This window comes from Xenophilus sp., from assembly GCF_044462705.1.
Classification (GTDB): Bacteria; Pseudomonadota; Gammaproteobacteria; order Burkholderiales; family Burkholderiaceae_C; genus Xenophilus; species Xenophilus azovorans.
On the sequence record NZ_JBIQNC010000147.1, the window covers coordinates 1 to 7,814 of the forward strand.

Consider the following 7,814-nt stretch of genomic DNA (forward strand, 5'->3'; position numbering starts at 1 on the left):
CCGACGAGGAGCACGCCTTCCTCTTCGTGCCGCACCACCTGATCTGGGACGGCTGGTCCTTCGACCTGTTCCAGGCCGAGCTGTCGGAGACCTACCGCGCGCTGGCCGCCGGCCGCGCGCCGGAACTGCCGGCGCTGGCCGTGAGCTACGGCGACTACGCCGCCTGGTTCGCCCAGTGGCTGGAGTCGCCCGAGTGCGCCCGCCAGCTCGCCTTCTGGAAGCAGCGCTTCGCCCAGGCGCCGCGGCCCGCGCCGCTGCCGACCGACCTGCCCCGCCGCGCCGGCATGACCGGCGCCGGCGGCAACCTGTGGGTGCGCGTCGACCAGCCGCTGGCCGAGCGGCTGCGCGAGGCGGCGCGCGGGCACGACGTGACCCTCAGCATGCTGTGCCTGGGCGTCTACGTGCTGATGATGGCGTCGCTCAGCCCGAACGGCTCGATCGTCGTCGCCACGCCGGTGCGCGGACGCGAGCAGCCGGGGCTGGAGCCGGTGATGGGCTTCTTCAACAACGTCCTGCCCCTGCCCTTCACGCTCGACCGCAGCCTGGACCTGGGCGCCTTCGTGCAGCAGCTCAAGCGCGAGCTGGTGGCGGCGATGGACCACCAGCAGGTGCCCTTCGAGCGCGTGGCCACCGAGCCCGAGTTCGCGGAGCGGATGCAGGGCGCCGGGCTGTACCAGGCGCTGTTCTCCTTCCAGGACGCGCGCGCCCGCCCGGCCGACATCGGCGGCCTGGGGCACCGCCAGATCCACCTGCGCCAGCAGGCCGCGACCGACGACCTGGGCCTGTGGCTGATGGACAAGCCCAATGGCCTGGAAGGCGCCATCAACTACAACGCCGACATCTACCTGCCCGAGACCGGCGAGGCCCTGTGCCAGCGCTACATGGAGCTGCTCGCCGCCGTGGCGGCCGACCCGCGCGCCCCGCTGGCGGCGCTGCTGGACGCGCCCGCCTCGCGCGCCGCGGCGCACCTGCGGGCGCTGGCCGAACGTTCGGCCGAGGCGCCGGCAGCCGCCGAGGCCGCCCCGGCGCAGGCCGCGCAGGCCGCGGCGCTGCTGCAGCCCGAGCAGGCCGAGCTGGCCCAGGTCTGGGCGAGCGTCATCGGCATCGACGTGAACGAGATCCGGCCCTCCGACACCTTCTTCGACCTGGGCGGCGACTCGCTGATGGCCATGCGGGTGATCCAGCAGGCGGAGGCAGCCATGGGCCTGCGCATCGAGCCGCGGCGCTACGTCTTCGAGACGCTGGCGCAACTGGCGGCCACGCCGCGCACCGCGGTGCCGGCAGCGGCAGCCGCCGTGGCGGCGCCCGGCGCGGCGAAGCGGGGCCTGCTGTCCCGCCTGTTCGCGGGCCGCGGCCAGTGAACGGCATGCACCGCCTCGCGACATCGATCGACAGCCCCTGGCCGGGTTGCCGGCTCTGGCGCATCGACCTGGCGCAGCCGGTGCCGGCCGAGGCGATCGCCCGGCTGTCGGCGCAGGAGCGTGCGCGCGCCGATGCCTTCGCCTTCGAGCAGGACCGCCGGCGCTACCTGTGCGCCCATGCGGCGCTGCACGGCATCCTCTGCGCGGTACGCGGCCCCCGCCGCACCGCCCTGGCCGCCGAATGGCGCACCGGTCCCTTCGGCAAGCCGGCGCTGGCCGACGCGGCAACGCCGCACTTCAACCTCAGCCACAGCGGCGCGACGGGCGTGGTGGCGGTGTCCGACACGCACGAGGTGGGCGTCGACATCGAGCTGCTGCGGCCGGTGCCGGACGCGCTGGACCTGTCCGCCGCGTATTTCCGTGCCGCGGAGCACGCGGCGCTGCAGGCCCTGCCGCCCGCCCTGCGCGCGACGGCCTTCCTGCGCGCCTGGACCCGCAAGGAGGCCGTGCTCAAGGCCGTGGGCACCGGCCTCGGGCTGGACCCGCAGACGCCGTACACCGGCCTCGACGGCGACCTCGCGCGCGTGCAGGTCCCGGGCCCGTCGGGCCGGCAGGCCACGGTGGAACTGGCCACGCTCGACCTGCCCGGTGCCATCGTGTCCGTGGCGCGCTGCGCCGTCCGCGCGCCGGCACCCGTCTTCGCGGAGGCCGTGCCCGCATGACGCCGCTGACCTTCGGCCCCGCCGGGCGCCGCCTGTTCGGCATCTTCCATGCGCCGGCGACCGGCCTGGCACCGGCCTCGGCGGTGCTGCTGTGCCCGCCGATGGGGCAGGAGCTGTTCCGCGCGCAGCGCTTCCTGCGCGTGCTGTCGGACCGGCTGGCGCGCGCCGGCGTGGCCGTGCTGCGCTTCGACTACCACGGCACCGGCGACTCGCCCGGCGACGACGAGGACGGCGACATGGCGGGCTGGCAGGGCGACGTCGCGGCCGCCCATGCCGAGCTGCGGCGCCGCGCCGGCGCCGTCCCGGTGGCTTGGTGCGGCGCACGGCTCGGCGCCACGCTCGCCGCCGCGGCCGCGCACGCCGCGGCGCAGGGCCCGCAGCACCTGCTGATGTGGGACCCGGTCCTCGATGGCGCGGCCTATCTGCGCGCGCTGCGCGAGGCCCATGCCTCGGTGCTGATCAAGAGCTTCTGCCTGCCGGTGCCCGGGCTGCGCCGGCGCCTGGCCGCCGAGCCCGACGCCTACACCGAGGGACCGCTGGGCTACGGGCTGTCCGCACGCCTGCGCCAGGAGCTGCGCGAGCTCGTGCCGCAGCGCGTCGCGCTCTCGCCCGCGCACGGCACGACGGTGCTGGCGATGCCGCAGGACACGGCGGCGCAGGCCTGGGCCGAGGCGCAGCGCGCGCTGGCGCGGCCGGTGCAGCGGGTGCCCTTCGCCCACACCTGGGGCTGGACGGAAGACCAGCAGCGGCCCGGCCAGGCGACGATGGTGCCGGCCGAACCGCTGCAGCAACTGCTGCAGCGGCTGCGCGCCCCCGCGGAAGCGACGGCATGACCGAGACCCCCGTCCGCTTCGGCCCCGAGGACGCCCGGCTGATGGGCGTGCTGACCGTGCCCGACGCCCTGCCGGCCGCGCCGCTGGCCTGCCTGCTGATCAACCAGGGCGCCGGCCACCGCACCGGCCCCGCCCGCATCAACGTCAAGCTGGCCCGCCGGCTGGCGCAGCAGGGCATCGCCAGCCTGCGCCTGGACCTCGCCGGCCTCGGCGACAGCGACGCCCCGCGCGGCAACGGCGGCCACGTCGAGCAGGGCGTGGCCGACCTGCTGGCCGCCATGCAGCTGGTCGAGACGATGACCGGCATCCGCCGCTTCCTGCACATCGGGCTGTGCATGGGCGGGGTGTACGGCGCGGCGCTGGCGCAGCAGGACCCGCGCGTGGCGGGGCTGCTGCTGTTCGACAGCTTCGCCTTCCCGCGCCGCCGCGCCGCCCTGGCGCTGGCGCTGCGCCGGATCGTGGCGCTGCCCTTCAACGCCTCGCTGCGCGAGAAGATCGCCAACGCCCTGCGCGGCCGCATCCACGGGCGCGGCGCACAGCTCGCCGACGCGCCGACGCCGGAAGACCACGCGCAGCGCTTCCGCGCCGCCATGTCGGCCCTGGCCGCGCGCGGCACCCCGGTCCTCATGCTGTCCTCCGGGAGCCTGCACGTGGCCGACCGCGGACACGACCAGCTCGGCGAGATGGCCGGCGAGCCCTTCGCGCAGCACATCGAGTACCGCTTCGAGCCGGCGATCGAGCACACCCTGGTGACGCTGGCGTCGCAACGCGTCTTCCTCGACCTGGCCTGCGACTGGGCCCGACGCGTGCAGCAGCGCACGGCCGTGGCGCCGGCGGGCGCGGCGGCCGGCCGGGCCGCCCGGCCCGCCCCTGCGCTGGCCGGCTGCTGAGGGCGCCGCGGCGGAACGCGTCGCCCTCCTAGAATCGCGGGTTGCCAGCCTCTGGATGTACCCCATGAACCGCTGCCCCGCCCCCCACGATTCCCCTGCCCGTCCGACCCGCGCCGCCGTCCTGGCGGCGGCTGCCGCACTGGTGCTGGCCGCTGCGCCGGCGCATGCGCAGTTCCAGGTCCAGACCCAGAACGAGGCCGCCGTGGGCGGCCGCAACTTCCCCGTCAACACGCTGCGCGGCAGGCTGGTCATCACCGGCTTCCCGGAGGCCGCGCTGGACGGCCGGCCCGAGCGCCTGGCGCCGGGCGCGCGCATCCGCAACCCGCAGAACATGATCGTGCCGCCGGCCACCCTCACGGGGCAGGACCTGGCGGTCAACTACCGGCGCGACGCGGCCGGCCTGGTCAGCGAGGTGTGGATCCTCACGCCGACCGAGGCCGCCGCCGAGCGCGAGGCGGCGAACAAGCCCTTCCTGAACTTCTGGCCCTTCACCACGAAGGCGCAGAACGAGTAGCCGCGCCGGCTGGGGCCGTGCCCGCCGCTCGCCCCGCGGGCGGCGCACGCCATGGACTTTCACCGCAACCGCCACGGGAGTTGCCGCATGACCCGCAAAGTTTTCATCAAGACCTTCGGCTGCCAGATGAACGAGTACGACTCGGACAAGATGGCCGACCTGCTGGCCGCCGCCGAGGGCTACGAGCCCACGCAGGACGTGGAGCAGGCCGACCTGATCCTGTTCAACACCTGCTCGGTGCGCGAGAAGGCGCAGGAGAAGGTGTTCTCCGACCTCGGCCGCGTGCAGCACCTGAAGGCGCGCGGCGTGAAGATCGGCGTGGGCGGCTGCGTCGCCAGCCAGGAGGGCGCGGCCATCATCGAGCGCGCGCCCTACGTGGACGTGGTGTTCGGCCCGCAGACGCTGCATCGCCTGCCCGAGATGCTGGCGCGGCGCGACGCCGAGAAGCGCCCGCAGGTCGACATCTCCTTCCCCGAGATCGAGAAGTTCGACCATCTGCCGCCGGCGCGGGTGGAGGGCGCCACCGCCTTCGTCTCGATCATGGAGGGCTGCTCCAAGTACTGCAGCTACTGCGTGGTGCCCTACACCCGCGGCGAGGAGGTCAACCGCCCGCTGGACGACGTGCTGGTGGAAGTGGCCGGCCTGGCCGACCAGGGCGTGAAGGAGGTGACGCTGCTGGGCCAGAACGTGAACGCCTACCGCGGCAGGATGGGCGACACCAGCGAGATCGCCGACTTCGCGCTGCTGATCGAGTACATCGCCGAGATCCCGGGCATCGAGCGCATCCGCTACACCACCAGCCACCCGAACGAGTTCACGCCGCGCCTGATCGAGGTGTACGGCAGGGTGCCGCAGCTCGTGAGCCACCTGCACCTGCCGGTGCAGCACGGCAGCGACCGCATCCTGATGGCGATGAAGCGCGGCTACACGGCCATGGAATACAAGAGCACGATCCGCAGGCTGCGCGCCGTGCGCCCGCAGCTCGCGCTGTCGAGCGACTTCATCGTCGGCTTCCCGGGCGAGACGGAGGAGGACTTCGCGAAGATGATGAAGCTCATCGACGACGTGGGCTTCGACTCGAGCTTCTCCTTCATCTTCAGCCCGCGCCCCGGCACGCCGGCGGCCCAGCTCCCCGACGACACGCCGCACGCGGTGAAGCTCGCGCGCCTGCAGCACCTGCAGAAGACCATCGACGACAACGTGAAGCGCCTGTCGGAAGCGCTGGTGGGCACCACCCAGCGCGTGCTGGTGGAAGGCCCGTCGAAGAAGAACCCGGCCGAGCTGATGGGCCGCACCGACTGCCACCGCGTCGTCAATTTCGAGGCGCCGCCCCGGCTGGCGGGGCAGATGGTGGAGGTGCGGATCACCCGTGCGCTGTCGCACACGCTGCGCGGCGAGGTCGTCACGCGCGTGACGGGCGCCGCGGACGAAAGCGAGCCGCTGGCCGCATGACCGCTCCGCGCCGCGCCCGCGGCTCGTTCCAGCAGTTGCTGCTGTTCGCCTTCCTGCTCATCACGGCGCTGCTGGTGGGCGTGTCGCTGCGCGCGCTGGTGCAGTACGACCGGCTGATGGTGCAGAGCCGCGACGCCGCCAAGCGCGCGCTGCAACTGTCGGGCGCGGCGCAGTCGCTGGCCGAGCGCAGCGCGGTGATGGAGCGGTCCGGGCGCCAGTCGCTGGTGCTCAACGACGCCGTGCTGCGCCGCCGCTTCGGCGAGGCCGCGCACGATGCGCAGGGCGTGGTGCAGCAACTGGTGGACAACGGCATGCTGCCGCAGTCGGCCGAGGCCTGGCGCACGCAACTGGACGTGATCGAGGGGCTGATGAACGGCCCGTCCGACACCGCCCTCACGCGCGAGACCTCGATGGCGGTGCAGTTCCGCGAGCTGGACGCGCTGAACACGCAGATCGCGCAGCAGGCGCAGTTCCTCATCGAGACGCAGAACAACGCCCTGGCCGAGCGGCTGGAGCGCGCGCGCCGGCGCCTGATGCAGCAGGTGCTGGCCGCCAGCGCGCTGGCGGTGGCGATGGCGCTGGCCTTCGGCATCTGGCTGGCGCGGCCCTTCAAGCGGCTGGAGCGCGCCATCCACGGCCTGGGCGAGAACCGCCTGGACGAGCCCATCGACATCCGCGGCCCGGCCGACGTGCGCCGCGTGGCGCAGGAGCTGGACTGGCTGCGCCTGCGGCTGACCGAACTGGACGCGGACAAGGCACGCTTCCTGCGGCACGTCTCGCATGAACTCAAGACCCCGCTGGCCGCACTGCGCGAGGGCGTCTCGCTGCTGGAGGAAGGCGTGACCGGCCAGCTCAGCCCGGCGCAGCGCGAGGTGGTGCAGATCCTGCAGCAGAACACGGTGGCGCTGCAGGGGCAGATCGAGGCGCTGCTGCGCTTCAACGCGGCCGCCTTCGAGGCGCGCCAGCTCAACCGCCAGCGCACGCCGCTGCTGCCGCTGATCGAGCAGCAGATCGAGGCGCAGCGCCTGCAGTGGCAGGCCGGCGGCCTCACGGTGCACGCCGAGGGCGAGCCGGTGGCGGTGTCGGTCGACCCGGTGAAGCTCGGCACGGCGCTGGGCAACCTGCTGTCCAACGCGATCCGCTTCTCGGCGCGCGGCGGCACCATCGCCTTCCACGTCTCCAGCACGCCCTCGCTGGCCGTCATCGAGGTGGCCGACGCCGGCCCCGGCGTGTCGGAGCAGGACCGCGACCGCATCTTCGAGCCCTTCTTCCGCGGCGAACGCCAGCCCGAGCATGCGGTCAAGGGCACGGGCATCGGGCTTTCGATCGTGCAGGAGTACATTGCGGCCCATGGTGGGCGCATCGAACTGCTGCCCAGCGGCCCCGGCGCGCGCTTCCGCATCGAGCTGCCGCGCAACGCTTGACATGACACACCCCCAGACTTCGCGGACCCCGCTCCGCTTCGCCGCTGCATCGGCCGCCGCCCTGGCGCTGATGCTGGCCGCCTGCACCACGCCGGCGCCGGCACCCGCGCCGCCGACACCCCCGCCGCGGATCAGCGTCCCGCCGCCGCCCCCGCCGGTGATGCCGGTCGAGGCCGAGCCGCAGGCGCCCGCCACGCAACTGATGCCGCCGCTGCCCGGCCCGATCGGCGCCATGCTCGCCTACGCCGACCGGGTGCGCGGCTTGCCGGGCGGCGAGCTGAACGCCGAGATCGCGCGCCTGGGCGAGCCGAACGACCCCGCCACCCAGATGCAATTGGGCCTGGCGCTGGCGCAGACGCGCAACCCGCCCGACCTGGCGCGCGCCGCCGGCCTGATGCAGCGGGTGGCCGGCAATGCCTCGCCCGAGGGGCTGTCGCTGGCGCCGCTGGCGCGGCTGCTGGCCGCGCGCTACCTGGAGCAGCGCCGCGTGGAGGACGACCGCGACCGCCAGGTGCAGCAGCTCAAGGACGCGCAGCGCCGCATCGACCAGCTCAACGACCGCATCGAGGCGCTGCGCGCCATCGAACGCAGCTTCGCGCGCCCGCCCGCGCCGCCGCC

At 74.1% G+C, this 7,814-nt stretch carries 8 protein-coding genes; all 8 read left to right on the forward strand.

Features of this window, described 5'->3' with window-relative positions:
* Positions 1–1,361: condensation domain-containing protein (locus ACIY1X_RS18990; protein WP_399683478.1), on the forward strand; the 1,361-nt coding region annotated here is incomplete at its 5' end.
* Between the two features lie 5 nt (positions 1,362–1,366).
* A complete protein-coding gene (locus ACIY1X_RS18995) occupies positions 1,367–2,083 on the forward strand; it encodes a 4'-phosphopantetheinyl transferase family protein (RefSeq protein WP_399683481.1) in 717 nt (238 codons plus the stop codon).
* Positions 2,080–2,916, forward strand: a complete 837-nt coding sequence (locus ACIY1X_RS19000; protein WP_399683484.1) for a serine aminopeptidase domain-containing protein — start codon at positions 2,080–2,082, stop codon at positions 2,914–2,916. Before ACIY1X_RS18995 ends, ACIY1X_RS19000 begins: the two co-directional genes overlap by 4 nt.
* The gene (locus tag ACIY1X_RS19005; RefSeq protein ID WP_051953639.1) at positions 2,913–3,806 is read left to right on the forward strand and encodes an alpha/beta fold hydrolase; all 894 of its coding nucleotides are present in this window, start codon (positions 2,913–2,915) and stop codon (positions 3,804–3,806) included. Before ACIY1X_RS19000 ends, ACIY1X_RS19005 begins: the two co-directional genes overlap by 4 nt.
* A 64-nt stretch (positions 3,807–3,870) precedes the next feature.
* Positions 3,871–4,320: a hypothetical protein gene (locus tag ACIY1X_RS19010; protein WP_038210562.1), complete on the forward strand. Its 450-nt coding sequence runs from the start codon at positions 3,871–3,873 to the stop codon at positions 4,318–4,320.
* An 87-nt stretch (positions 4,321–4,407) separates the two neighbouring features.
* Entirely contained in the window at positions 4,408–5,772 is a 1,365-nt protein-coding gene (gene miaB / locus ACIY1X_RS19015) for a tRNA (N6-isopentenyl adenosine(37)-C2)-methylthiotransferase MiaB (protein WP_399683487.1), read from the forward strand.
* Positions 5,769–7,196 (forward strand): sensor histidine kinase, encoded by a 1,428-nt coding sequence (locus ACIY1X_RS19020; RefSeq protein ID WP_399683489.1) that lies wholly within the window; start codon positions 5,769–5,771, stop codon positions 7,194–7,196. The genes miaB and ACIY1X_RS19020 overlap by 4 nt, the downstream gene beginning before the upstream one ends.
* Before the next feature lies 1 nt (position 7,197).
* Positions 7,198–7,814: hypothetical protein (locus tag ACIY1X_RS19025; RefSeq protein WP_399683492.1), on the forward strand; the 617-nt coding region annotated here is incomplete at its 3' end.